This window comes from Sphingomonas sp. NFR04 (assembly GCF_900114095.1).
In the GTDB taxonomy this organism is placed as follows: domain Bacteria; phylum Pseudomonadota; class Alphaproteobacteria; order Sphingomonadales; family Sphingomonadaceae; genus Sphingomonas.
The window spans coordinates 1-22861 of record NZ_FORV01000007.1 but is presented as its reverse complement, the minus strand read 5'-3'; the positions used below and the strand labels follow the sequence as shown (position 1 = coordinate 22861).

Sequence of the window (22861 nt, the reverse complement as noted above, 5' to 3'; positions counted from 1 at the left end):
GCTCAGCCCGCCTTGGCCTGGCTGCCGCCCTTGGTCTGGGCGCCGCCTTGCCCCTGGCCCTTTTTGGGCGGCTCGATCTTCTGCGGCGTGTTGGCGGGCACCGGCTTGATGTCGATGTCCGGCTTGAGGTTGGCCGTGCCCTGCACGATCACCTTGTCGCCCGGTGCAAGCCCCTGCGTAATCACCCAATTCTGCCCGATCGTGCGATCGGCGACGACGGTGCGCGCCACCGCCTTGTTGCCCGGCCCGACGACATAGACGGTCGCATTGCCCTTGGGATCGCGCGACACGCCGGCCTGCGGCACCAGATAGGCCTGGGTATCGATCGCCTGCGCGAACACCGCGCGCACGAACATGCCAGGCAGCAGGATGTTCTGCGGGTTGGCGAAGCGCGCGCGCAGCGTGACCGTGCCGGTGCTTTCGTTGACCACGACTTCGGAGAATTCGACCGTGCCGGCCATCTCGTAATCGCTGCCGTCTTCCAGTTTCAGCCGCACCGCGGCGCTGGCCGGCGTGATCCCGCCCTTGGCGAGCGCCTTGCGCAGCGCCAGCATGTCGGCGCTCGACTGCTGGATGTCCACATAGATGGGGTCCAGCCGCTGAATGGTGGTGAGCGGATCGGTCTGGTTGGTCGTGACCAGCGCGCCTTCGGTGACGAGGCTGCGGCCGATCCGTCCGGTGATCGGGGCAGGGACCTTGGTGAAGCGCAGGTTGATCTGCGCGGTCTGCAGCGCGGCGCGCTGCTGGGCAACCTGTGCGGCGGCCTGGCGCGACGCGGCGACGGCGTCGGTATAATCCTGCTGGCTCACCGCCTGCATCGCGGCGAGCGGCTTGTAGCGATCGGCCTTGATCCGCGCGGCCTCGAGATTCGCCTGGGCGTTCTGCAGGTTCGCCTGCGCCTGCGCGGTGCTGGCCTGATAGAGGCTGGGGTCGATCTGGTAGAGCGTCTGGCCCTGGTGGACGATCGTGCCCTCGGTGAAGAAGCGCCGCTGGACGATGCCGGCGACCTGCGGGCGGACCTCCGACGACTGGTAGGCGGTGACGCGCCCCGCGAGCTCGGTCGTCATCGGCACGCTGCCCGGCTGCACCACGACATAGCCGACCTGCGGCGGTCCCGAGGGGCCACGGCGGCCACCGGCCTGCTGCTTGCCGGCGCCGTCGCCGGAACTGCACGAGGCGAGAAGCAGGGCCGATGCAAAGACGATCAGGCCCGAACGGCCATAGCTGGTCGGAGCGTTCAAATTTCAGAACCCGCTTAGGGGTGGCCCGAGGAATGCCGGACCACCGGTCACTGCCAAACTCGCCATTAGATGGCACGTTTCCGTGGTGCCACAAAAAGGTTGTCGCAAAATATGTCGAACGGCGTAGCGACGAGGAGCGGATGCCCCAAAGGCCAGGCACCCGCGCGCCGGCAGCGCGGGTGCCTGGCGCGTCAGAAGGCGAACGACTCGCCGATCGCACGCTCGCCGAGGAGGAAGGCATCGGCCACCAGCTGGAGCGGACGGACGTCCACGTCGCTCTGCTTCGCCGCGACCAGCTCGGCGAAGCGGGCGTAGAGCCGGGCATATTCGCGGTCGGGCGCCTTCTGCTCGTCGGCGCCCGGCAGCTGGAGGATGCTGCCGCCCATGCCCAGGCGTAGCGTGCCGGCATCGGTATCGACTTCGATGTCCCAGGTCTGCGGGCCGGTCTGGAGGAAGTCGAAATCGGCGGTCACCGTCGCGGCGCCGCTGCGCATGTGCAGCTTGGCGCGCAGCGGCGAGGCGCGGCCTTCGGGCACTTCCATCCAGGCGGAATCGAGCAGCAGCGCCTCCGGCAGGATCTTGGTCGCGATCGACAGCGCGTTGATGCCCGGATCGAACACGCCGAAGCCGCCCGCCGCCAGGATCCATTCCTGCCCCGGGTGCCAGCGGCGGATGTCCTCGCGCCAAGTGATGCGCGCGGCCTTGATCTGCTTGCCGTCCAGCCAGGCCTTGGCGGGCTCCACGCCTGCGGCCTCGCGCGAATGCCAGGTAGTGAACAGCGTCACGCCCTTGGCGCGCGCGCGCTCGGCAAGGTCGGCGATTTCGGTCAGCGTCGCGGCCGGCGGCTTTTCCAGCATCACGTCCAGCCCGGCATCTATCGCGATCCGCGCCTGATCGTAGCGGCCCTCGGGCGGGGTGCAGAGCGACACGGCGGTAAGATCGTGCCCGCCGGCAATAAGGGACTCGATGTCCTTGTGCGCGGCGACGCCGTCGACCGAGGCGTTGCGGCTCGCGGTGGCGACCAGTTCGAAACGGCCATCGCCTTCCAGCGCCGGCAGATGCTGATCGCGCGCGATCTTGCCGATCCCCACCAACCCCAGACGAATCCGCTCCGACATATCAGGCCATCCTTTTATAAGATATATATGCTTCCTATGGGCGTAGCCGGCGGTTATCAAGAGCCGCAGATACGCGCCAAGTCGCGCCGTAGCGGAGGAATCATGACCGAAGAAGCTGGAACTCGTCGCGCGCCGCTGCGCTCCCGCGCCTGGTTCGACAATCCCGATAACCCCGACATGACGGCGCTGTACGTCGAACGCTATCTCAACTTCGGGCTAAGCCTGGAGGAGCTGCAATCGGGCAAGCCGATCATCGGCATCGCGCAGACCGGCAGCGATCTTTCCCCGTGTAATCGCCACCATCTCGAACTCGCCAAGCGGGTGCGCGAGGGCATCCGCGAGGCGGGCGGCATCGCCATCGAGTTTCCGACCCACCCGATCCAGGAGACCGGCAAGCGCCCGACCGCGGGGCTGGACCGCAACCTCGCCTATCTCAGCCTGGTCGAGACGCTGTACGGCTATCCGATCGACGGCGTGGTGCTGACGATCGGCTGCGACAAGACGACCCCGGCCTGCCTGATGGCGGCGGCGACCGTGAACATCCCGGCGATCGCGCTGTCGGTCGGGCCGATGCTCAACGGCTGGTTCAAGGGCGAGCGCACGGGCTCTGGCACGATCGTGTGGAAGGCGCGCGAGATGCTCGCGGCGGGCGAGATCGATTACAAGGGCTTCATCCAGCTCGTCGCCTCGTCCGCGCCATCGACCGGCTGGTGCAACACCATGGGCACCGCGACGACGATGAACTCGATGGCCGAGGCGCTCGGCATGTCGCTGCCGGGCTCGGCGGCGATTCCGGCGCCGTACCGCGACCGCGCCGAATGCGCCTATCGCACCGGCCTGCAGATCGTCGAGATGACGCTGGCCGATCGCAAGCCGAGCGACGTGCTGACCCGCGAGGCGTTCCTCAACGCGATCCGCGTCAACTCGGCGGTCGGCGGTTCGACCAACGCGCCGATCCATCTCAACGCCATCGCCCGCCACATCGGCGTCGAGCTGACGCTGGCGGATTGGGAATCGCACGGCGCCGACGTGCCGCTGCTGGTCAACTTGCAGCCCGCAGGCACCTATCTCGGCGAGGATTTCTACCGCGCCGGCGGTGTCCCCGCGGTGATGGGCGAGCTGTACCGCGCGGGCATGCTCCATGGCGACGCGCTGACCGTCAACGGCCGCACCATCGCCGAGAATATCGGCACGGCGGAGATCGAGGATGACGACGTGATCCGCCCGCTCGCCACGCCGCTGCGGCCGGCGGCGGGGCTGACCGTGCTCTCGGGCAATTTGTTCGACAATGCGGTGATGAAGCTCAGCGTGATCTCGGACGAGTTCCGCGCGCGCTATCTGTCGAACCCCGACGATCTCGGCGCCTTCGAGGGCCGCGCGATCGTGTTCGACGGGCCCGAGGACTATCACCACCGCATCGACGATCCCGCGCTCGGCATCGACGAGAATTGCATCCTGATCATGCGCGGGGCCGGGCCGGTGGGCTATCCGGGCGGCGCCGAGGTGGTCAACATGCGCCCGCCGGTGGCGCTGATCCAGGCGGGCGTCCATGCGCTGCCGTGCCTGGGCGATGGTCGCCAGTCGGGCACCAGCGGCAGTCCCTCGATCCTCAACGCGGCACCCGAAGCGGCGGTGGGCGGGGGCCTCGCGCTGGTCCGCACGGGAGACCGCATCCGCATCGATCTCAACACGCGCTCGGCCAACATGCTGGTCAGCGACGCGGAACTGGCGCAGCGCCGCGCCGAGCTCGGCATCGACTATGTGCCGGAATCGCAGACGCCGTGGCAGGAAATCCATCGCGGGCTGGTCGGCCAGTTCGACGGCGGCGCGGTGTTCGAAAATGCGGTGAAGTATCAGCGCATCGCCCAGACCAAGGGCCTGCCGCGCGACAGCCATTAAGGGGGAATCAGGCGCGACGGGCGGTGGGCCGGCTGCCGAGCTGGTCGAGCGCATCGGCATTGTCGCGCCCCCAGGCATAGAGCAGTTCGACCGGTTCGACGAAGCGGTCGCCTAGCGGTGTCAGCCGGTACTCCACCGCCGGCGGCACCGCGTTCTGCACGATCCGGTCGACCAGGCCGGCCTCTTCCATCTCGCGCAGCGTCTGGGTGAGCATCTTCTTGGAGATGCCGGGCAGGCTGCGCAGCAGCACGCCGCTGCGGGCCGCGCCGCCATGGCGGGCGTGGAGCGTGTGGAGCACCATGCTCGTCCATTTGGTGGCGAACAGCGCCAGCACGCGCCGCGGCGCGCAATTCTCCCGCCATTCCGAATCCGCCGTGCCTGGCTGCATATGTGGGTACCTTCTGGTGCCTAGGTTCCGATTTGGTGCCGTCTAGAAGCCGCGCGTGCGGCTGCCTAGCTCGCTCTCCAACGCTTTATGGAGGTGAAGATGGCCAAGACGGCTTTGGTGGTAGGCGCAAGCGGCATCGTCGGCAGCGCAACGGCGGACCTGCTGGTGGCGCAGGGCTGGACGGTGCACGGGCTGGCCCGTCGCCCGGTGGAACAGGCAGGTATGGCGCCGGTCGCCGCGGACCTCACCGATGCGGCCGCGACCGCGCAGGCGCTGGCGGGCGTGAACCCCGATGCGGTGTTCATCACCACCTGGCTGCGCCAGGACAGCGAGGCGGAGAATATCCGCGTCAATTCGGCGATGGTGCGCAACCTGCTCGACGGGCTGCCCAAGCCGACCGGTCCGCGCCATGTCGCGCTGGTCACCGGGCTCAAGCACTATCTCGGGCCGTTCGAGGCCTATGGGAAGGGCAGCCTGCCCCAGACGCCGTTCCGCGAGGAGCAGGGCCGGCTCGACGTCGACAATTTCTATTATGCCCAGGAAGACGAGGTCTTCGCCGCCGCCGAGCGCGACGGCTTCAGCTGGAGCGTGCACCGTCCGCACACGGTGATCGGCAAGGCGGTCGGCAACGCGATGAACATGGGCACCACGCTCGCCGTCTATGCCACGCTGTGTCGCAAGACCGGCCGCCCGTTCCGCTTCCCCGGCTCGGCGGCGCAGTGGAGCGGGCTCACCGACATGACCGATGCGGGCCAGCTCGCCCGGCATCTGCTCTGGGCGGCGGAAACGCCGGCGGCGGCGAACGAGGCGTTCAACGTCGTCAATGGCGATGTCTTCCGTTGGCAATGGATGTGGGCGCGCATCGCCGAATGGTTCGGGCTGGAGCCGGCGCCGTTCGACGGCAGCGTGCAGCCGCTCGAGCAGCAGATGGCGGACGACGCCGACCTGTGGCGCACGATCGCCGAGCGGGAAGGGCTCGCCGAGCCGAACCTCGCGCGGCTGGCCTCGCCCTGGCACACCGATGCCGATCTGGGTCGCCCGATCGAAGTGGTCACCGACATGTCGAAGAGCCGCAGACTTGGCTTCACCGCCTACCAGCCGACCGACGACGCTTTCTTCGCGCTGTTCGAGCGGCTGCGCGCGGCTCGGCTGATTCCGTAAGTGCCCGCCCGGTAGCGGAAACGAAAAAGGCCCGCCTCCTCGTCGGAAGCGGGCCTTTTTCTTTGCCGGTTGGCTGTCGCCTCAGGCGGCGGGTGCCTCGGCCTCGTCGCTCTTCACGGTGCGACGGCGGCGGGGCTTCTTCGGCGCTTCCTCGTCCGCAGCCGGTGCGGCATCGGCACCGATCGCGGGCGGGAGGATCGCGGCGTCGATGCCGTGCGACGCTTCGGCCTCGACCGGGGTTTCGCGACGCGGGCGACCGCGACGGCGGGGTGCCTCGGCGACGTCCTCGCTCACCGGCGCTTCGATCGGTGCGCTCGGCTGGACCGGCGCTGCCTCGGCGACATTGCCGTTGGCGTGGCCGTTGGCGGCGCCGTTGCTGCGCTCGCGACGATCTTCGCGATAGCTGCGCGGCTCGCGCTCGGCGCGGGGCTCGCGGGCTTCACGGTCGCCACGGGGTTCACGCTCGGCGCGCTGCTCGCGGTCGCCGCGCGGTTCACGGGCTTCGCGCTCATAGCGGGGCTCACGCTCGCGACGGGGCTGCTGCTGCTGGCGAGGGGCGTCGCCCTCGTCCTCGCGGCCGGCTTCGCCTTCCATCTCGAACTCTTCCTCGTCGCCGTCGAAATCCTCGCGCTGGCGGCGCTGCTGGTTCTGCTCTTCGAAGCGCGAGCGGTTCTCGTTCAATACGCGGAAATAATGATCGGCAAACTGCAGATAATATTCGGCGTTGACGCGGTCACCCTGCATCTGCGCATCGCGCGCCAGGTTCTTGTATTTCTCAAGCAACTGGGCGGCATTACCACGGGCGCGGTTATCGATCCGACTACCATTGCCCTGATTGTTCGAGCTTCCGCCCTGGCGCTGTTGCTGGCCGCCCCGACCGCGACGGCGGCCGGCCTGACGATTGTTCATCAAGGTCTCGTTGTCCTGTCTTTACAAAGCCGTCCGTCGATTCATCGAGGTTCCGGATGCAGGGTTACATTCGCGGGGGGTTCCGGGCGTACCCAGAACCATCCGCTTGCCACGGCCGCCGGACTGCAGCGGCACACATGACCATGGAGTCGGGCCTCAGCCCTTTATCTCAACAACTTGGTTGAAGGTGCCTCGCCCCGGCCTTCTTCTAGCCGCTGGCGTACCAATCTCCAAGCAGAAATATGTGACGTTTGCGCGTAGTTTCAAGTCAGCCGGACCACGCGCGGCCGTCCACCCATGTCTTTATAGACGCTTGAAGACAGGCCGTGTTCCTGTCCCAGCAAAGAAACTGCGTCGCCCTGCGTCCATCCGATCTCCAGCACTGCAGCGCCGCCCGGTGCGAGCAGGGCAGGGAGGGCGGGGACGATGCGGCGATAATCGTCGAGCCCGTCGCTGCCTGCGAACAGCGCCTCCGCGGGTTCATGGTTGAGTACCTGCGGCGGCAGGGGTTCGTCTGTCCCGATATAGGGCGGATTGGCGAGGATCAGGTCGAACTTGCCTTCGATATCCTTGGTCCAGTCGCCGAGGCGGAACTGGGTTCGGTTCGCCATGCCCAGCGCCTCGGCATTGCGGCGGGCATAGTCGAGCGCGGTTTCGGACGCGTCGATGCCGAGCCCCTGCGCATCCGGCCATTCGGCGAGCGCGGCGAGGAGTAGCGTACCGGGACCGGTACCCAGGTCGAGGATGCGCGTCGGCGCGCGCGTGCCGAACCAGGCCAGCGCCGCCTCGAGCAGCGTCTCGCTGTCGGGGCGCGGGATCAGCACGCCGGGACCGACCGCGAGGTCGATCGTCCAGAAAGCGCGCGTGCCGGTGATATAGGCGATCGGCTCGTGGGTAAGCCGGCGAGCGACGAGCGCGGCGAAGGCTTCGGGCGCGGGATCGTCCAGCCGGCCGAGCAGCAGCCTGTCACGGCTGGTGCCGAGGGCGTGCGCCATCAGCAGCTCGGCATCGAGCCGCGGGGTGTCGGAGACGGATTGGAGCTGGCGGGCGGCATCGGCGAGGGCGGCGCGGACGCTCACGGCTTGGCGCATCGCAATTCCTCCCCGGCACGGGGAGGGGGACCATTCGCAGAGCGAATGGTGGAGGGGCCGCCGCGCCAGCGGCGGAGTTCCTGCGTGCGGAAGGCGTACCGCGCCTGCGGCGCGGCCCCTCCACCCCGCGGCGTTGCCGCGCGGTCCCCCTCCCCGTACCGGGGAGGAGCTTTAGCCATCCAGCTGCGCAAGCCGGTCGGCCTCGTCCTGCGAGACCAGCGCGCCGATGAGTTCGTCGAGCTCGCCTTCCAGGATTTCGGGCAGGCGGTGCAGCGTCAGGTTGATCCGGTGGTCGGTCACCCGACCCTGTGGGAAGTTGTACGTCCGGATCCGCTCCGAGCGATCGCCCGAGCCGACCATCGAGCGCCGCGCCCCGACGCGCTCGGCCGCCAGCCGCTCGCGCTCGGCCTCGTACAGGCGGGTGCGGAGCACCTTCATCGCCTTGGCCTTGTTCTTGTGCTGCGAGCGCTCGTCCTGCTGGATCACGACGATGCCGGTAGGCAAGTGGGTGATCCGCACCGCGCTGTCGGTGGTGTTGACGCCCTGGCCGCCGGGGCCGGAGGCGCGGTAGATGTCGATGCGCAGGTCCTTGTCGTCGATCTGCACATCGGCTTCCTCGGCCTCGGGCAGCACCGCGACGGTGGCGGCGGAGGTGTGGATGCGCCCGCCCGCCTCGGTGGCCGGCACGCGCTGCACCCGGTGCACGCCGCTCTCGAACTTGAGCTTGGCGAACACGCCGGTGCCGGTGATGCCGATCACCACTTCCTTGTAGCCGCCCGCTTCGGAGCTGCTGGCCGAGATCAGCTCGGTCCGCCAGCCCACGCGATCGGCATAGCGCTGGTACATGCGGAGCAGATCGCCGGCGAACAGCGCGGCTTCGTCACCGCCCACGCCCGCGCGGATTTCGAGCAGCGCCGGGCGCTCGTCCGCCGAGTCCCTGGGTAGCAGCGCCAGCGCCAGCTTGCGTTCGGCCTCGGCGAGCGTGCCTTCGTTGGCGCGGAGTTCCTCCACCGCCATCGCGCGCAGCTCGTCATCGGCGTCCTGCGTCATCTGCTGGAGCGACTGGCCCTCGGCACGCAGCTGCCGGACCTTGCCTGCCGCGACCGCGACCGGCTCGATCTCGGCATATTCCTTCGAGACCTGGACGAAGCGATCGCCGCCGAGTTCGCCCGACGCCATCAGCGCCTGCAACTCGTCGCGCCGCGCCTCGATCGCCGCGATGCGATCCGGGGGGATTCGGGTCATTTCGCTAGCGGTCGCAGAAGCGCATCTGGATTGAACGCGCCTTCTGTCGGCTCCATCCTCACCACATCATATGAACGCGAAAGCGCATCCAAGATTTGCTCGCGAAGATTTTCGCCCGCTCGTGCGAATGAACCTACTTCGTTGATACGCACCGGAATGCCTTGGCGCGAAGAAATAGCGCCTTCGCCTGACTCCGGAGCAACAACAACTCGCGCGCGAACCTTGGCTTTGGAGGCCGCTTCGAACCGACGCTTCTCATTGCCCTTGAATGCAATGTGCGTAGAAACGCCCTGGCGCCGCAGCTCAGCTGCGACTCCAATTGCTGTAAACTCCGCTTCGGGCATCCAAGGGATCACCGAGACTAGTGGCTGATCTTCCGCCGGCTCCTCGATCAGCATCGCCAGCCGCTCGACGCCGGCCGCCCAGCCCACACCCGCCGTCTCTGGGCCGCCGAGCGAGCCGATCAGCCCGTCATAGCGGCCGCCGGCCAGCACCGTGCCCTGCGCGCCGAGCCGGTCGGTGACGAACTCGAACGCGGTGTGGCGATAATAATCGAGCCCGCGCACCAGCCGCGCATTGCGCGTCCAAGCGACGCCGGCGGCATCCAGCCCGTCGGTCACCGCCTTGAAAAAGGCGGCAGCTTCGTCGGTCAGATACGCGTCGATGTCCGGCGCGCTGTCGGCGATCGGGCGGTCGCGCGGGTCCTTTGAATCGAGGATGCGCAGCGGGTTCTTCTCGAGCCGCGCCAGGCTGTCTTCGGAGAGTTCGCCCTTGTGCGCCTCGAAATGCGCGACCAGCGCGGTGCGCCAGGCGTCGCGCGTCGCGGCATCGCCCAGCGTGTTGAGCTGCAGCGTCACGCCCTCGGCGATGCCGAGCTCCTTGAGCAGCTGGTCGGCCAGCACCAGCAGCTCGACATCGGCGGCGGGTTCGGGCGCGCCGAGGATCTCGGCGTCGATCTGGTGGAACTGGCGGTAGCGGCCCTTTTGCGGGCGCTCGTAGCGGAACACCGGGCCCGAGGTCGCGACCTTCAGCGGCGCGAACTGCTGCCAGCCCTCGCTGATATAGGCGCGGGCGATGCCAGCGGTGAACTCCGGGCGCAGCGTGATCGAATCGCCGCCGCGATCCTCGAACGTATACATCTCCTTGGAGACGACGTCCGAGGTCTCGCCCATCGAGCGGGCGAACACGCCGGTCGCCTCGAAGATCGGGATCTCGAGCCGCTGGAAGCAATAAAGCTTGCGCACCCGATCGAACGTTTCGAGCACCGCGGCGAAACGCCGCTGGTCTTCGCCGAAGATGTCCTGGGTGCCCCGGATGCGCTGGGGGGTCTGGATACGTGCCATTTGGGCGCGGCTATTAGGCCGGTTTGGGACGCGCCGCAATGCAGGCGAGGGGAAGCGCTGTCATGTTGATGCGGGCGCGCGGCGGGCCTAGGGCTCCGCCCATGAGTCGTATCCTATTTATCCTCGCCGCGTTGCTCGGTTTCGGCGCCGCTTCGCCCGCTTCCGCCTATTGGGAATATGGCCACGAGACGGTGGGCGCGATCGCCTATCGCAACGTGACACCCGCGGTGCGCGCGCAGATCGATGCGCTGCTCAAGCGCCAGGCGCTGCTCGAGACACCGACCTGCCCGGCCAACACGATCGAACAGGCGGCGGTGTGGGCGGACTGCGTCAAGACGCTGGGGCCGCGCTTCAGCTATGCCTATTCCTGGCACTATCAGAATATCGACATCTGCCAGCCCTTCGACCTGAAGCCGCCGTGCCGCGACGGCAATTGCGTCTCGGCGCAGATCGAGCGCGACGTGAAGCTGCTCAAGGACCGCAAGGTGCCGGTGCGCGAGCGGGTGATGGCGCTGGTGTTCCTCGTCCACTTCGTCGGCGACCTCCACCAGCCGCTCCATGCGGGCGATCACAGCGATCTCGGCGGCAACAAGGTGAAGACCAACTACGGCGCCTTCACCAGCGCCAAGCTCAACCTGCACTCGGTGTGGGACGGCTATCTGGCCGAGCGCGCGATCTCGCAGCCGCCCTCGCCGGTGCGCGCCTATTCGGCGGCCGAGCGGAACGCGGTTTGGGGCGGCAATGTCGAGGACTGGAGCCGCGAGAGCTGGCAGGTCGCGCGCGACGTGGTCTATCCGAGTGCGGCGGGGGAGGCGGTGTGCACGCCGGGCGACCATCCTGCCCATCTCGACGAGGCGACGCTGGCCAAGCTGGTGCCGGTCGCCCGCGAGCAGGTGGTGCGCGGCGGGCTGCGGCTGGCCAAGCTGCTCGACGAGGCGCTGGGCTGACGTTTCGCTCCTTCGGGCGGGCTGCTATATCCCGTCCATGAAGAAAGAAACGCATGTGCTGGAGAGGCCGCCCGAAGACGCGGCGGCGGACTGGACGATACCGCAGGATTGGAGCGCCTATACCGCGGAGGAACACGCTACGTGGGACAAGCTGTTCGCCCGCCAGGCGAAACTGCTGCCGGGCCGGGCCTCGGCCGCCTATCTCAAGGGGCTGGAGGCGCTGCGGCTCTCCGAGTCGGGCATTCCCAATTTCGAGGAATTGTCCGAGCGGCTGATGCAGCTGACCGGCTGGCAGGTGGTCGCGGTGCCGGGGCTGGTGCCCGACGACGTGTTCTTCGACCATATGGCGAACCGGCGCTTCGTCGCGGGCAACTTCATCCGCCGCCCCGACCAGCTCGACTATATCCAGGAGCCGGACGTGTTCCACGACGTGTTCGGCCATGTGCCGATGCTCGCGGACCCGGTCTTCGCCGATTATCTGGAGGCCTATGGCCGCGGCGGCATGCGCGCGCTGGAGCTGGGGGCACTCAAACAGCTCGGCCGGCTCTACTGGTACACGGTGGAGTTCGGGCTGATCGAGGAGGCCGAGGGGCTGCGCATCTATGGCTCGGGCATCGTGTCGAGCTCGGCCGAGAGCGTGTTCGCGCTCGACAGCGACAGCCCCAACCGCATCCGCTTCGACATGCAGCGGGTGATGCGGACGGACTATCGCATCGACGATTTCCAGCAGAATTATTTCGTGATCCCCAGCTTCGAGGCGCTGCTCCGCGAGACGGTGGAGACCGATTTCGCGCCGCTCTATGCCGAGATCTTGGCCCAGCCGGACATCCCGATCGCGGCGATCCTGCCGGGGGACGGGGTGATTACGCGAGGGACGCAGGCTTATGCGGAGGGGAAGGGCTGACGGGCGGGGAACGCTTGGTCGGCAGGACTTCCGTTTCCACCCGCCATCGTCATTCCCGCGAAGGCGGGAATCCATTTGCCAGGACGCTTGGGGCAGGAACTGCGGCATCAGCGCCAATGGATCCCCGCCTTCGCGGGGATGACGAAGTATTGGTTCTGGACGAGCACCATCGCGGAAGGTGAAGAGCTGCAAGGGGTTTAGGCTCGCCAATCCCGATCGCTCCCGCTACCCGCACCCCCATGTCCCGCTCGCCCCGCCTTGCCTTTTTCGTCGCTGCGCTTGGCATCGCCAATTATTCGGTGATGGACGCGGTGATGAAGGGCATGTCGATCGCGCACGGCGCCTATAGCGCGGTGCTGTGGCGCTCGGTCGGCGCGATCGTGCTGCTCGGGCCGATCTTCCTGCTGCGGCGGACGCCCTGGCCGGGCCCTCGCGCGCTCAAGCTGCATTTCGCCCGCGGTGTGCTCGCCGGCAGTTCGGTGGTGCTGTTCTTCTGGGGGCTCGCTCGCGTCACCATGGCGCAGGGAATCGCGCTGACCTTCCTCGCGCCGCTGATCGCGATGTTCCTCGCAGCCGCGTTCCTCGGTGAGCGGATCCGCCGTGCGGCGATCGGCGGCTCGCTCGTCGCCAGCCTTGGCGTGCTCACCATCGCGGCCGGCCAGGCGCAGGCGCATGCCTCGACCGAGGTGGTCCTCGGCTCGATCGCGGTGTTCGCCGCCTCGATCCTCTATGCCGGCAGCCTGATCCTGCTGCGCCAGCAGGCGCAGATCGCCGATCCGATCGAAGTCGCGCTGTTCACCAGCCTTGTCCTCGCATTGGTGATGCTGCCGGGCGCGCCGTGGTTCTCGGCCATGCCGTCGCTCGCGCTATGGCCGTGGATCCTCGGCGCGGCGCTGGTCGGGTCGATCTCGGCCGTGCTGCTCGCCTGGGCCTATGGCCATGCCGAGGCGCAGGTGCTGGCGCCGGTGGAATATACCGCCTTCGTGTGGGCGGCATTGCTCGGCTATGTCGTGTTCGACGAGCGCGTCTCGGCCTGGACGGTCGCGGGCGCGCTGCTCATCATCCTCGGGTGCCTGGCCGCGATCCGCGGTCGCGTCGCCCCCGCTCCCCAGACCGAGGCCGCCGCATGACCCAGATCCGTTTCGCCACCCCCGCCGATGTCCCCCAGATCCTCGCCTTCGTCCGCGAACTGGCGGAATTCGAGCGCGAGCCCGACGCCGTGCTCGCGACCGAGCCGATGCTGGAGGCCGCGCTGTTCGGCCCGCGCCCGGCGGCCGAGGCGGTGATCGCCGAGAGCGCGGACGGCACGCCGCTCGGCTTCGCATTGTTCTTCCAGAACTTCTCGACCTGGACCGGGCTGCCCGGCTTGTATCTGGAGGACCTCTACGTCACCCCCGCTGCCCGGGGCGCAGGCGTCGGCAAGGCGCTTCTGCGCCATTTGGCCGATATCGCCGTCACGCGCGGCTATGCCAGGTTCGAATGGTCGGTGCTCGACTGGAACCAACCGGCGATCGATTTCTACCGCGCGATGGGGGCTATGGGCATGGACGAATGGACGGTGCAGCGGGTGACCGGCGACGCACTGCTCGCGCTGGCCGGACGCTGATGGGCTGGATTTATTTGCTGCTCGGCGGACTGTGCGAAGTCGGCTTCACCACCTGCATGCGCTTCACCGACGGCTTCCGGAACATCCCCTGGACGCTGGCCTTTCTCGCCTTCATCGCGGTGTCGATGGCACTGCTGGAGATGGCCTCGCGTACCGTGCCGCTGGGCACCGCCTATGCGGTCTGGGGCGGGATCGGCGCGCTGGGCACGGTGATCGTCGGCATGCTGTGGTTTGGCGAGCCCGTGAGCACGGTGCGCATCCTGCTCATTTTTGGCCTGGTCGCCTGCATCGCCGGGCTGCGGCTGGCGGGCGGCGGCCACTGATGGCGCTGGACACCGGCCTAGTCGAGTGGGTGCGCGAGGCGCTCGCCCCGATCGGCACGGTGACGATGCGCAGGATGATGGGCGGAGCGACGCTCTATTGCGACGGCACAGTCTTCGCGATCCTTGCCTTCGACGAACTCTGGTTCAAGGCCGATGCGGAAAGCGACGCCGCCTGGGACGCGGCCGGCGCCGACCGCTTCACCTATGACGCCAAGGGCCGCACGATAGTGATGAACTATCGCCGCGCGCCCGCCGACGCCTATGACGATGCCGACACGCTGCGCGAATGGTCGGTTCTGGCGATCGGCGCCGGGCGCCGGGCGCCGCCGCGCAAGGCCCGCAAAAAGGACTAGTCGCTCCCGATCTAGTCTGACAAGAATGCGGCAAGACCGTCGCGTCAGGGGAGGGAATGTCCGTGAAAGCCAAGTCGCTTCTGCTGCTGGGGGCAGCGCTCGCTGCGACCATTGCGCCGAGTTTTGCCGCCCAGGCGGTGCCGATCCAGGCGGCAGCCAGCGAGGGCGCGACGCTGCTCGCGAAGAGCGAGACCGGCGCCACCTTCCGTACCGCGCAGGGGGTGCTGGCGCTCACCATCTGGGGCGACCGGATCATCCGGGTTTCGCTGCTGCGCGACGGCGCCGAGCGGACGCCCGACCTCGCCTTGGTCGGCCAGCCGGCCAAGACCGCCTGGACGCTGGACCAGCAGCCCGATCGCTATCTGCTCGCCACCCCGGCGATGCGCGTGAGCGTCGACCGCAAGACCGGCGCGCTGGCATTGCTCGGCGCCGACGACAAGCCGCTGGTCGGCGAGACCGATCTCTATCGCCGCAAGCTGGGCGGCACGCCCGATGCGGACGGCGCCGTGCGCACCGCCTTCACCGCGCCCGAGGGCCGCGCGGTCTATGGCCTGGGCCAGCACCAGGCAGGTCTGCTCGATTATCGGGGTCATATCGTCCGGCTGCAGCAGGCGAACACCGATGTCGGCGTGCCGGTGCTGGTGTCGCCGGCCGGCTTCGGGCTGTTCTGGAACAATGCCTCGGTCACCGAAGTGGCGGTGGATACGCCGCAGGCGGGCAACCGGATCGTGTTCCGCTCGGCGGCCGGCGAGGGCGTCGACTATTTCCTGTTCGCCGGGCCCGATGTCGACCAGGTGATCGGCGCCTATCGCCAGCTCACCGGCGCGGCCTCGCTGCTGCCGCGCTGGGCCTGGGGCCTGTGGCAGTCGAAGGAGCGCTATGGCTCGCAGGCCGAGCTGCTGGGCGTCGCCGCCGAATATCGCCGGCTCGGAATCCCGCTCGATGCGGTGGTGCAGGACTGGCAGTACTGGCCCGCCGGACGCTGGGGCAGCCATGAGATGGACCCGACGCGCTACCCCGATCCCAAGGCCATGCTCGACACGCTGCACCGGGAGAATGTCCACAGCATCGTCTCGGTATGGCCGCGCCTCGATGTGCAGCTGGAGAACACCAAGGCGCTCGATGCGATCGGCGGCCTCTACCCCAAGACCTATCCCAACGTGTATCCGGCCGGTGAAGGTCGCTGGTACGATGCCTTTTCGCCCAAGGCGCGGGCGCTCTACTGGAAGCAGATCTCCGGCCGGCTCGGCAAGGCTGGGTTCGACGGCTACTGGCTCGACGGCAGCGAGGCCGAGCTGGGCGGCCATTGGGGCGAGATGGCCGAGGTGAACACCGCCGCCGGCCCCGGCGCGCAGGTCTTCAACGCCTATCCCTTGATGCACACCACTGCGGTGCACGACGGCATGGCTGCGGACTATGCCGCCAAGCGCCCGCTGCTGCTCACCCGCTCGGCCTGGGCGGGGCAGCAGCGCAACGGCGCCTTCACCTGGTCGGGCGACGTCAGCGGGCGGTGGGACGTGTTCGCCAGGCAGATTCCCGCGGGCGTCAATTTCTCGATGACCGGCAATCCCTTCTGGTCGGCGGATATCGGCGGCTTCTTCGGCGGCAGCCCCAAGGATCCGGCCTATCAGGAGCTGTTCACCCGCTGGCTGCAGTTCGCGGTGTTCAACCCGATGTTCCGCATCCACGGCACCGGCGAGGGCAAGGAAGTCTACAGCTTCCCCGAGAACGTCCGCCAGCCGCTGCTCGATGCGGTGGCGCTGCGCTACCGGCTGCTGCCCTTTATCTATGCGCAGAGCTGGCAGGTGGCCGATCGCGGCGCCTCGTTCCTCTATCCGGTGGGCATGGTGTTCCCGGAGGATCGCGCCGCCCAGGATCTGCGCGACCAATATCTGTTCGGGCGCAACCTGCTGATCAGTCCGGTGATCGAGCCCGGCGCCACCTCGCGGTCGGTGTATCTCCCGGCCGGTACCGAGTGGACCGATTTCTGGACGGGCGCGCGGCACAAGGGCGGCGCGAAGCTCCAGGTCGCCGCGCCGATCGGGCAGATCCCGGTCCACGTCGCGGCGGGCACGATCCTGCCGCTGGGTTCGCCGGTGCAATATGCCGACCAGTCGCCCGACCGCCCGATCGAACTGCGCGTCTATCGCGGCGCCGATGGCCGCTTCACCCTCTATGACGATGCCGGCGACGGCCAGGGCTGGCGCCGCGGCGAGCGCGCGACGATCGAGCTGGCGCTGGACGACAAGGCGGGCACGCTGACGATCGGCGCGCGCGCTGGCCGCTATCCGGGCATGCCGAAGACGCGCCGATTCCGGGTGGTGACGGTGGCGCCCGGCGTCGGCACCGGCCTCGCCGAGGCGGCCGGGCGCGAGCTGGTGTATGACGGGCGGCGCGTGGTGGTGACCCTGTAGAGAAAGCGTATCCTCCCCCGCCAGGGGGAGGTGGCGCCGAAGGCGACGGAGGGGGAGGATGCCAGACCCTCTCACGCCTGCGTGCTTCCTCCCCCTCCGTCAGGCTGCGCCTGCCACCTCCCCCTGGCGGGGGAGGAAACACTAGCCGAAGTCGCGCCATCTGCTACGATCCTTACAAGCAAGGGGGGGGGACGAGGATGCGGCGTGTGGTGTGGCTCTTGGCGGCGGCATGGCCGGCGCTCGCGCAGGCCCAGCAGCTCCCCGCACCGGACAAGACCGCGCAGGGCGATCTCGCCATCACCATCTACCAAAACGGTCAGGCGCTGGTGCAGGATGCCCGCACGCTGGACCTCGCCGCCGGCCGCACCCGCCAGGAATTCGCGGACGTCTCCGCCAAGATCCGGCCGGAGACGGTGACGCTCGCCGGCCCCGGCATCGGCATTGTCGAGCAGAATTTCGATTACGACCTGCTCACGCCGTACAAGCTGATGGAAAAGGCGGTCGGCTCGGTCGTCACCATCGTGCGCACCAACCCCGCGACCGGCGCGGAGACGCGCGAGCAGGCGCGGGTCCTCTCGGCCAATGGCGGCATCGTGCTCCAGATCGGCCCGCGTATCGAAGTGCTGCGCGACGACGGCCTGCCGGTCCGCGTCATCTTCGACAAGGTACCCGAGAACCTCCGCGCCCGGCCGACGCTCTCGGTCGCGCTGCAGGTGGCGAGCGGCGGCCGGGTGCCGGCGACGCTCAGCTATCTCACGCCCGGCCTCGGCTGGACCAGCGACTATGTGATGCTGTTCGACGAGGCGAAGAGCGCGATCGACGTGCAGGGGTGGATCACGCTGACCAACGATACCGGCACGTCCTACCAGAATGCCGAGGTGACCCTCGTCGCCGGTGCGCCCAGCGGCGCGCGCGCCTTCGGCCGGCTTGCGGGCGACGACACGACGATCGACACGCCCGGCACCGAAACCGGCCCGCGCGAGCGGCTGGGCGACTATATCTTCTATCCGCTCGCCCAGCGCACCACGATCGCCAACGCCCAGCAGAAGCAGGTCAGCTTCCTCGACGTGAAGGCCGCGCCCGCCCGCAAGACCTATGAGTGGGTCAATGGCTGGCTCGGCGCCGACACCGATCCGCGCAGCGCCTCTTCGGTGCTCAAATTCTCGACGTCGAAGACCGGCGGCCTGGGCGACCAGCTGCCGAGCGGCACGATCCGCGTCTATATGCGCGACCGCAAGGGCGAGCCGCAGTTCATCGGCGAGAGCCGGGTGGATGCCGCGCCGATGGGCTCGGCGATGTCGATCCGCACCGGCGAGGCGTTCGACGTGAAGGGCGCGGCGGTGGTGGTCGAGCGCAAGAAGCTCTCGGCGCGGCGCTGGAAAACGACGATGCGCTACGACTTTACCAATGCCCGCGCCGAGCCCGTCACCGTCGACCTCGCCCAGACCGGGCTGTGGGGCGACGTTCGCGTCACCGACCAGACCCTCGCCGGCGAGCGCGTCTCCGCCGATCGGATGGAGTGGAAGGTGCCGGTGCCCGCCAATGGCAAGGCATCGGTGACCATGGTGTTCGACAGCCGCTACTGATCCGATGCTCGCGCGCATCGCCTTTGCCCTTCTCGCACTGCTCGCCGCGCTGCCGGCGGCGGCGCAGACGCTCGTCGTCTCGGACAAGCCCGATGCGGTCGCGGTGACCGTCTATCGCGATCCGAACCGCAGCGAAGGCGCGATCCGGCGGAGCTGGCCCGGCGGCTATGCGCTGGTCACCGAGACGCGGACGCTGCAGCTCCCCGCCGGCGCGTCGGTGATCCGCTTCGTCGGCGTGTCCGAAGGAATGATGCCCGAGACCGCGATCGTCACCGGCCTGCCGCGCGGGGTAGGGGAGAAGAATCGCGACGCCCGGCTGCTCGGCCCGGCGACGCTGGTCGACGCCTATCTCAAGCGCCGCGTCACCGTCCGGCGCACCGATCGCGCGACCGGCAAGGTCCGCGAAAGCGAGGCGGTGATCCAGGCGGGCCCCGAAGGCGGCGTGCTGCTCACCACCGATCAGGGCGTGGAGGCGCTGGGCTGTTCGGGCCTGCCGGAGACGCTGGTCTATCCGGGCGTGCCCGCCGATCTCGCCGCCAAGCCGACGCTCTTGGTGGCGACCGACAGCCCGCGCGCGCAGACGGTGACGGTGCAGCTTTCCTATCTGGCGCAGGGGCTGGACTGGTCGGCCAATTATGTCGCGCAGCTGGGCGAGGGCGACACGCTCGACCTGTTCGGCTGGATGACGGTGGTGAACGGCGGCAGCCAGGGCTTTGCCGACGCCCGCACCAGCGCGGTGGCGGGCCAGCCCAACAAGGAGAAGGCGGCACGGCTGCCGCGCGGCGCCGCGACGGCGTTGCGGCTGGAATGCTGGCCGATGGGGACGACCAGCGATGGCGATCCCCAATATCGGTTTCTGAACGCGCCGGGCGCACCGTCAGCGCCCCCACCGCCGCCGCCGCCAGCGCCTTCGACGGAAATCATCGTCACCGGATCGCGCATGGCCCCCGCGCCGGTGATGATGGCCGAGCAGGAGGAGTTGGGCGACCTCAAGCTCTACCGCGTCCCCGAGCCGGTGAGTGTCGCCGCGAACGCCACCAAGCAGGTCGCGCTGCTCCACCGCGAGCGCGTGCAGATGGCGCGCCTCTATGCAGGGACGTTCCGGCCTTTCGCCTATGATCCGGACCGCGACGCCGAGAGCGAGCCGGCGCAGATCCTCCTGCGCGCCGAGAATCGGGCGAGCGCCGGGCTCGGGCTCCCGCTGCCGGCCGGATCGGTCGCCCTGTTCGCGGCGCGGGGCGACCAGCCGGTGCTGCTGGGCGAGTCGGCGCTCCAGGACCGCGCGATCGGCGACGAGATCGAGCTGAGGCCGGGGGACAGCAGCGAAGTCCGCTACACCATCGTCGGCGAGCCGGGCTCGAAGCGGCGCGCGAACTACCGGGTCGAAGTGACCAACGCACTTGCCACCCCCGTTATCTTCGAGCTGCCGATTCCCTATCGCGACGCCAAGGCCGGCGCGCCGCTCGTCTCGCACAAGGGTGTGCCCACCTGGCGGGTGACCGTGCCGGCCAACGGCACCGCGCGCCTCGACCTCACCCTCAAGCGCGCGCGCTGAGTCGTCAGTCGAGGTCGACTTCGCCCTTGAGCGGGTCTTCCACCTGCGCGTCATGGCCGCTGCCCGAGCTGAGGAACATCAGCCCCATCAGCGCCGCCGCCATCATGATGGTGAAGAACACCCCCAGAAAGGTGGCGATCGCGGTGACGATATGGAGCTCGCCCATCGTCGCCCAAAGCCAATATTCGGCCACGCCTGCGGCCAGCACCGCCACCGCCGCCATCCCCCACAGGATGCGGCGGAACCGCCCCCAGGCAAAGGCGGCATAACCTGGATCATCGAGTCCGTCGGGCTGTTCCATCGCTTTGCAAGTTGGGCCGATTCGTGGGATACACAACGCCTAAAAAATGAAAGCCAAGGAGAGAAGGCGATGACCATCGCGGCAATCCTCGAAGGCAAGGGGCGAGACATCGTGTCCATCGCCTCCACCAGCACCGTCGCGGAGGCGGTGGCACTACTCGCGGCACGCCGGATCGGCGCGGTGCCGGTCCTCGAAAACGGGCAAGTCGTCGGCATCTTTTCCGAGCGCGACGTGATCCATTGCATCGAACGCGAAGGCGCGATCGGGCTCGAGCTGCCGGTCAGCCGGGTGATGACCGCGCCGGCGATCACCGTCGGTCCGGAAGAGACGGTGCTCGGCGCGCTGGCGCTGATGACGCGGCGGCGCATCCGCCATCTGCCGGTGCTCGACGGCCAGGCGGTGGTGGGGTTCATCTCGATCGGCGACCTGGTGAAGTATCGGATCGATCGGATCGAGTCCGAAGCCGAGGCGATGCGCGCCTATATCCAGGCGGCCTGACGCGGCTCAGCCGGCGCGGTTGCGCACCAGCGCGATCGCCCCGGCGAGCGTCTCCCGCGCAAAGGCGAACAGCAGCGCGGCATAGCTCGCGGCGCCGATGCTCGTGAGCAGCGCCAGCCGAGGCAGGGGGGCGAGCGGCGGCAGTTCGCGGTCGACCAGCGTGACGATCAGCCCCATTGCCAGCGCCGCGAACACCGGCGGCGCGATCGCCCGTCCGAGACGCGCATAGGAAACGCCGATCGCCGGCAGCGTCCGGTGTGCCGAGAAGGCCAGGTACAGCGGGTAGGCGACGTACCAGGCGGCGACGAGGCCCAGGATCCCCCAATGCACGCCGACCAGAAAGGCGATCGGCAGGCACAGCGCACCGGTCGCCCCGTTGCGCGCGCTGATGCCGGGTCGCCCGCGCGCATCGCTGGCGGGCGCGAACAATATCTGCAGCGTCATCAGCGGCATCACCAGCGCCAGGCCATGGACCACCGGCGCGGCTTCGGCCCATTTCGGCCCGAGCACCACGGCGACCAGCGGCTCGGCGGTCGCAGCCAGCCCGATATAGAAGGGCATGGCGGCGAGCAGGATCAACTGCGCGCCACGCACGAACGCCGCCGCCACGGCCTCCGGATCGTCGCGCATTCGTGCATAGGCGGAGAAGGCGACCTCGTTGAGCGGCGGCACGAACTTCGCGACGAAGATCTGGGTGAGGAACAGGCTGGTCGTATAGATGCCGAGCAGATGCGGGTCGAACATGCGCCCGGCGATGAACACGTCGGCCTGGCTCTGCAGGAACCAGAAGACCTGCCCCGCCGCCATCACCCCGCCATAGCGCGCCATGTCGCCTGCGCCGCGAAAGTCGAAGCTCGGCCAGACCATCGCGCGGGCCGCCACCGTCATCCCGATCGCGCGGGTGGCGAACAGCACGATCGGGGCGGCGACCAGCGTCCACACGCCCCACCCGGCATAGGCGCCGGTCAGCGCCGTGATCGCCCCGGCGAGCGCCGAGACGAAATTCACCTGCGCCTGCTTGGCGAAATCCATGCTGCGCGCAAGCAGCGCATAGGGGAGCGCGATAAAGGGCGTGCAGAGATAGAGCAGCGCCTGCACCCGCAGCAGCTCGGCGACCATCGGCTGGCGATAATAGGCAGCGGCAAGCGGCGCGGCCGTAACCTGGAGCAGCGCCAGCCCGCCATTGAGCAGCAGCAGCATTCCGAATAGCTGCCGCTGCGCGCGGTGCCCGGCATCCGCACGCTGGATCAGCGCGCTCGCCAGCCCATAGCCGTTGAGCATGTTGAGCAGCACCAGCACCACCTGGGTCATCGCGAACAGCCCGTAATCGGCGGGCGCGAGGATCCGGATGACGAGGAAGGTCGACGACCAGGTGATCAGCTGCCCCAGAATCTGCGTGCCCGAACGCCAGATCACGGCCTTTCGCACCTGATTCCGGAGCGATTCCGGGGCCTGAGTCGGCGATTCGAGCGTTGATTCGGTCACCAGCGGCATATCGCACGCCTCCATTGAGAAGCCGTAAACCGCAGATTTCTGCGGGTTTCGAGCACGCCTGTCACGAAAACGACAGAAAGTTTCATTTTCTCGTTGACGGTGTTGGGAACGGCGCATAGAAGCCACTCCACCGACGCGGTGCTCTTCACTGAGGCAGCGGCGGTCACCGAAATTCAGGCGCAGCGGCCGCCCCGGAAAAAGGGGAAAGGCGCAGCGTCGATTTTTGTCGCTCTTTGACATTGTTGGTTTAGATGAAGGGACATGTGGGCGGCGGCTCCGGGTCTTGCAGCTTCTAGGTGCAAGGTGCTCGGTAAAAGCCAAGCCGTTTCATACATGTCCTTACACGTTTCCATACGTGGAAGCTGTTTGGTTGGGTTCGCCTGACCGGATGGTTTCTTAAAGATGTGCAGGAACGGCTCCTAGAAATGAGCTGCTGCATGGTCGCACATTCCGGCGGCTATGTGGTGGAACATCAAACTTGAGAG

At 68.2% G+C, this 22861-nt stretch carries 21 protein-coding genes; 12 read left to right on the top strand and 9 right to left on the bottom strand.

Annotation, left to right across the window (positions count from 1 at the left end):
* Positions 1 to 2: 2 nt before the first annotated feature.
* Both BM009_RS17795 and BM009_RS17790 read right to left on the bottom strand, forming a co-directional pair.
* Positions 3 to 1241, bottom strand: coding sequence for an efflux RND transporter periplasmic adaptor subunit (locus BM009_RS17795; RefSeq protein ID WP_093298262.1), 1239 nt, complete (start codon positions 1239 to 1241; stop codon positions 3 to 5).
* A gap of 191 nt (positions 1242 to 1432) precedes the next feature.
* Positions 1433 to 2359 carry a Gfo/Idh/MocA family protein gene (locus BM009_RS17790; RefSeq protein WP_093298260.1) on the bottom strand — a complete coding sequence of 309 codons (927 nt, stop codon included), beginning with the start codon at positions 2357 to 2359 and terminating at the stop codon, positions 1433 to 1435.
* Positions 2360 to 2461: 102 nt separating this feature from the next.
* On the opposite strand from BM009_RS17790, the gene BM009_RS17785 reads away from it, so the two are divergent.
* The gene (locus BM009_RS17785) at positions 2462 to 4258 is read left to right on the top strand and encodes an IlvD/Edd family dehydratase (RefSeq protein ID WP_093298259.1); all 1797 of its coding nucleotides are present in this window, start codon (positions 2462 to 2464) and stop codon (positions 4256 to 4258) included.
* 7 nt (positions 4259 to 4265) lie between these two features.
* Here the strand turns inward: BM009_RS17785 and BM009_RS17780 are convergent, their stop codons facing one another.
* Complete coding sequence (locus BM009_RS17780) at positions 4266 to 4646, bottom strand: winged helix-turn-helix transcriptional regulator (protein WP_093298257.1); 381 nt, start codon at positions 4644 to 4646, stop codon at positions 4266 to 4268.
* A 99-nt stretch (positions 4647 to 4745) separates the two neighbouring features.
* Between BM009_RS17780 and BM009_RS17775 the strand changes: the two genes are divergently transcribed.
* Positions 4746 to 5807 carry an SDR family oxidoreductase gene (locus BM009_RS17775; protein WP_093298560.1) on the top strand — a complete coding sequence of 354 codons (1062 nt, stop codon included), beginning with the start codon at positions 4746 to 4748 and terminating at the stop codon, positions 5805 to 5807.
* Positions 5808 to 5888: 81 nt separating this feature from the next.
* Here the strand turns inward: BM009_RS17775 and BM009_RS17770 are convergent, their stop codons facing one another.
* The 4 genes from BM009_RS17770 to hisS form a co-directional block, all read right to left on the bottom strand.
* Positions 5889 to 6716 carry a DUF4167 domain-containing protein gene (locus BM009_RS17770; protein ID WP_175488107.1) on the bottom strand — a complete coding sequence of 276 codons (828 nt, stop codon included), beginning with the start codon at positions 6714 to 6716 and terminating at the stop codon, positions 5889 to 5891.
* A 263-nt stretch (positions 6717 to 6979) separates the two neighbouring features.
* Positions 6980 to 7807 (bottom strand): peptide chain release factor N(5)-glutamine methyltransferase, encoded by an 828-nt coding sequence (gene prmC / locus BM009_RS17765; RefSeq protein WP_093298254.1) that lies wholly within the window; start codon positions 7805 to 7807, stop codon positions 6980 to 6982.
* Between the two features lie 171 nt (positions 7808 to 7978).
* Positions 7979 to 9052 (bottom strand): peptide chain release factor 1, encoded by a 1074-nt coding sequence (prfA, locus tag BM009_RS17760; protein ID WP_093298253.1) that lies wholly within the window; start codon positions 9050 to 9052, stop codon positions 7979 to 7981.
* Complete coding sequence (gene hisS, locus BM009_RS17755; RefSeq protein ID WP_093298251.1) at positions 9049 to 10395, bottom strand: histidine--tRNA ligase; 1347 nt, start codon at positions 10393 to 10395, stop codon at positions 9049 to 9051. The genes prfA and hisS overlap by 4 nt, the downstream gene beginning before the upstream one ends.
* A 101-nt stretch (positions 10396 to 10496) precedes the next feature.
* On the opposite strand from hisS, the gene BM009_RS17750 reads away from it, so the two are divergent.
* From BM009_RS17750 to BM009_RS17710, 9 genes are all read left to right on the top strand, one after another.
* Positions 10497 to 11342 (top strand): S1/P1 nuclease, encoded by an 846-nt coding sequence (locus tag BM009_RS17750; RefSeq protein WP_093298250.1) that lies wholly within the window; start codon positions 10497 to 10499, stop codon positions 11340 to 11342.
* Between the two features lie 37 nt (positions 11343 to 11379).
* Positions 11380 to 12246, top strand: coding sequence for a phenylalanine 4-monooxygenase (phhA, locus tag BM009_RS17745; RefSeq protein ID WP_093298248.1), 867 nt, complete (start codon positions 11380 to 11382; stop codon positions 12244 to 12246).
* Between the two features lie 239 nt (positions 12247 to 12485).
* Complete coding sequence (locus BM009_RS17740; RefSeq protein WP_093298247.1) at positions 12486 to 13376, top strand: DMT family transporter; 891 nt, start codon at positions 12486 to 12488, stop codon at positions 13374 to 13376.
* A complete protein-coding gene (locus tag BM009_RS17735; protein ID WP_093298246.1) occupies positions 13373 to 13852 on the top strand; it encodes a GNAT family N-acetyltransferase in 480 nt (159 codons plus the stop codon). The genes BM009_RS17740 and BM009_RS17735 overlap by 4 nt, the downstream gene beginning before the upstream one ends.
* Positions 13852 to 14175: a DMT family transporter gene (locus BM009_RS17730; protein ID WP_093298245.1), complete on the top strand. Its 324-nt coding sequence runs from the start codon at positions 13852 to 13854 to the stop codon at positions 14173 to 14175. Before BM009_RS17735 ends, BM009_RS17730 begins: the two co-directional genes overlap by 1 nt.
* Positions 14175 to 14528, top strand: a complete 354-nt coding sequence (locus BM009_RS17725) for a TfoX/Sxy family protein (protein ID WP_093298243.1) — start codon at positions 14175 to 14177, stop codon at positions 14526 to 14528. The genes BM009_RS17730 and BM009_RS17725 overlap by 1 nt, the downstream gene beginning before the upstream one ends.
* Before the next feature lie 56 nt (positions 14529 to 14584).
* On the top strand, positions 14585 to 16942 hold the full coding sequence (locus BM009_RS17720) for a glycoside hydrolase family 31 protein (RefSeq protein ID WP_093298242.1): 2358 nt from the start codon (positions 14585 to 14587) through the stop codon (positions 16940 to 16942).
* 197 nt (positions 16943 to 17139) lie between these two features.
* The gene (locus tag BM009_RS17715) at positions 17140 to 18528 is read left to right on the top strand and encodes a DUF4139 domain-containing protein (RefSeq protein WP_093298240.1); all 1389 of its coding nucleotides are present in this window, start codon (positions 17140 to 17142) and stop codon (positions 18526 to 18528) included.
* A gap of 4 nt (positions 18529 to 18532) precedes the next feature.
* The gene (locus tag BM009_RS17710; RefSeq protein WP_093298239.1) at positions 18533 to 20083 is read left to right on the top strand and encodes a DUF4139 domain-containing protein; all 1551 of its coding nucleotides are present in this window, start codon (positions 18533 to 18535) and stop codon (positions 20081 to 20083) included.
* Positions 20084 to 20087: 4 nt separating this feature from the next.
* On the opposite strand, the gene BM009_RS17705 is transcribed toward BM009_RS17710, so the two are convergent.
* Positions 20088 to 20384: a hypothetical protein gene (locus BM009_RS17705; protein ID WP_093298237.1), complete on the bottom strand. Its 297-nt coding sequence runs from the start codon at positions 20382 to 20384 to the stop codon at positions 20088 to 20090.
* Between the two features lie 69 nt (positions 20385 to 20453).
* Between BM009_RS17705 and BM009_RS17700 the strand changes: the two genes are divergently transcribed.
* A complete protein-coding gene (locus tag BM009_RS17700; protein ID WP_093298236.1) occupies positions 20454 to 20882 on the top strand; it encodes a CBS domain-containing protein in 429 nt (142 codons plus the stop codon).
* 6 nt (positions 20883 to 20888) lie between these two features.
* On the opposite strand, the gene BM009_RS17695 is transcribed toward BM009_RS17700, so the two are convergent.
* Complete coding sequence (locus tag BM009_RS17695) at positions 20889 to 22376, bottom strand: lipopolysaccharide biosynthesis protein (RefSeq protein ID WP_093298234.1); 1488 nt, start codon at positions 22374 to 22376, stop codon at positions 20889 to 20891.
* Between the last annotated feature and the right edge of the window lie 485 nt (positions 22377 to 22861).

Bases quoted from the DNA above. Each gene is read 5' to 3' on its own strand.
- BM009_RS17780 (WP_093298257.1), bottom strand. From the start codon at position 4,646: ATGCAGCCAGGCACGGCGGATTCGGAATGGCGGGAGAATTGCGCGCCG.
- BM009_RS17775 (WP_093298560.1), top strand. From the start codon at position 4,746: ATGGCCAAGACGGCTTTGGTGGTAGGCGCAAGCGGCATCGTCGGCAGC.
- prmC (WP_093298254.1), bottom strand. From the start codon at position 7,807: ATGCGCCAAGCCGTGAGCGTCCGCGCCGCCCTCGCCGATGCCGCCCGC.
- BM009_RS17735 (WP_093298246.1), top strand. From the start codon at position 13,373: ATGACCCAGATCCGTTTCGCCACCCCCGCCGATGTCCCCCAGATCCTC.
- BM009_RS17790 (WP_093298260.1), bottom strand. From the start codon at position 2,359: ATGTCGGAGCGGATTCGTCTGGGGTTGGTGGGGATCGGCAAGATCGCG.
- BM009_RS17785 (WP_093298259.1), top strand. From the start codon at position 2,462: ATGACCGAAGAAGCTGGAACTCGTCGCGCGCCGCTGCGCTCCCGCGCC.
- prfA (WP_093298253.1), bottom strand. From the start codon at position 9,052: ATGACCCGAATCCCCCCGGATCGCATCGCGGCGATCGAGGCGCGGCGC.
- BM009_RS17715 (WP_093298240.1), top strand. From the start codon at position 17,140: ATGCGGCGTGTGGTGTGGCTCTTGGCGGCGGCATGGCCGGCGCTCGCG.
- phhA (WP_093298248.1), top strand. From the start codon at position 11,380: ATGAAGAAAGAAACGCATGTGCTGGAGAGGCCGCCCGAAGACGCGGCG.
- BM009_RS17730 (WP_093298245.1), top strand. From the start codon at position 13,852: ATGGGCTGGATTTATTTGCTGCTCGGCGGACTGTGCGAAGTCGGCTTC.
- hisS (WP_093298251.1), bottom strand. From the start codon at position 10,395: ATGGCACGTATCCAGACCCCCCAGCGCATCCGGGGCACCCAGGACATC.
- BM009_RS17720 (WP_093298242.1), top strand. From the start codon at position 14,585: ATGTCCGTGAAAGCCAAGTCGCTTCTGCTGCTGGGGGCAGCGCTCGCT.
- BM009_RS17705 (WP_093298237.1), bottom strand. From the start codon at position 20,384: ATGGAACAGCCCGACGGACTCGATGATCCAGGTTATGCCGCCTTTGCC.
- BM009_RS17725 (WP_093298243.1), top strand. From the start codon at position 14,175: ATGGCGCTGGACACCGGCCTAGTCGAGTGGGTGCGCGAGGCGCTCGCC.
- BM009_RS17740 (WP_093298247.1), top strand. From the start codon at position 12,486: ATGTCCCGCTCGCCCCGCCTTGCCTTTTTCGTCGCTGCGCTTGGCATC.
- BM009_RS17710 (WP_093298239.1), top strand. From the start codon at position 18,533: ATGCTCGCGCGCATCGCCTTTGCCCTTCTCGCACTGCTCGCCGCGCTG.
- BM009_RS17750 (WP_093298250.1), top strand. From the start codon at position 10,497: ATGAGTCGTATCCTATTTATCCTCGCCGCGTTGCTCGGTTTCGGCGCC.
- BM009_RS17695 (WP_093298234.1), bottom strand. From the start codon at position 22,376: ATGCCGCTGGTGACCGAATCAACGCTCGAATCGCCGACTCAGGCCCCG.
- BM009_RS17700 (WP_093298236.1), top strand. From the start codon at position 20,454: ATGACCATCGCGGCAATCCTCGAAGGCAAGGGGCGAGACATCGTGTCC.
- BM009_RS17770 (WP_175488107.1), bottom strand. From the start codon at position 6,716: ATGAACAATCGTCAGGCCGGCCGCCGTCGCGGTCGGGGCGGCCAGCAA.